1 protein-coding gene is annotated in these 514 nt (G+C 73.3%); it reads right to left on the minus strand.

Annotated elements, in window-relative coordinates; all coding sequences use genetic code 11:
* Positions 1 to 473: aminotransferase class V-fold PLP-dependent enzyme (locus tag BI06_RS53895; protein WP_043472412.1), on the minus strand; the 473-nt coding region annotated here is incomplete at its 3' end.
* Between the last annotated feature and the right edge of the window lie 41 nt (positions 474 to 514).

The raw sequence follows: 514 nt of genomic DNA on the forward strand, positions 1-514 counted from the left end.
GCGAGCGCGGCGTCGAAGGCGGCGACCGCCTCGGCGTGCGAGCGGGGGGCGCGCAGACAGGTGACGGTCAGACCGGCGTGCGCCCAGGGCAGCAGCGAGGCGTGGTGCTCGGTCTCGAAGGCGAACACCTGGGTCCCGGCCGGGACGGCGCCGGCCAGCAGGTTGAGCGAGTCGGTGGTGGCGCGGGTGAAGACCACCTGGTCGCCCTCGCGCAGGTCCAGGAACTCGGCGACGGTGCGGCGGCTCTGCTCGAACAGGTCGGTGGAGAGCTGGGACAGGTAGCCGGCGCCGCGGTGCACGCTGCCGTAGTAGGGGGCGTAGGCGGCGACCTCGTCCCAGACCCGCTGGAGCGCCGGGGCGCTGGCGGCGTAGTCGAGCGCCGCGTAGGCGACCTTGTCGCCGTTGGCGAGGGGGACCTCGACATCGTGGCCGAGAACGGCGAGGGGGGTGCTGAGGCCGGTGGCAACAGACATGGGAATGCACTCCGTCTACGGGTCTGGGACCCCGGGAGTGC

This window comes from Kitasatospora sp. MBT66, assembly GCF_000710405.2.
GTDB classification, from domain to species: Bacteria; Actinomycetota; Actinomycetes; order Streptomycetales; family Streptomycetaceae; genus Kitasatospora; species Kitasatospora purpeofusca.